This window comes from Limnospira sp. PMC 289.06 (genome assembly GCF_032350395.1).
Taxonomy (GTDB): Bacteria; Cyanobacteriota; Cyanobacteriia; order Cyanobacteriales; family Microcoleaceae; genus Limnospira; species Limnospira platensis.
Window position 1 is genome coordinate 1 of record NZ_JARPLC010000553.1, and the last position, 321, is coordinate 321.

Annotated in this window: 1 protein-coding gene; it reads right to left on the reverse strand. The window is 45.8% G+C overall.

Annotated elements, in window-relative coordinates; all coding sequences use genetic code 11:
• Positions 1 to 224, reverse strand: a 224-nt coding sequence (locus P5674_RS26235; protein ID WP_315670527.1) for an IS630 transposase-related protein, incomplete at its 3' end; no start/stop codon positions are given.
• Between the last annotated feature and the right edge of the window lie 97 nt (positions 225 to 321).

The following is a 321-nucleotide window of genomic DNA, read 5'->3' on the forward strand; positions in this document are numbered from 1 at the left end:
TGCCAGTCGGTAATTTGGTGGCTATGACCAGGTGGGCGATTAGGTTTAGGGAGGAAGTCTCCGGTCTGTGCTTTTCTTTGCAGCCAGAGATTGATAGTGTTCCTGCTGACATGGAAAACTTGACTGGCTTCGGTTTTGGGTATACCGTCTAGTTCAATTGCATTAATAACTTTTTGTCTAAGGTCGTAACTGTAGGGGGCTAGCCTTTTGGGTCTTCTGTAGATATCCTTGCCATTATACGTCCTAACTTTTCTGTCTTGTGCTATATAAACAGTTATGGGGAATGGTTCGAGGCTCCGACCTCTTATCCAGACTCGGGGA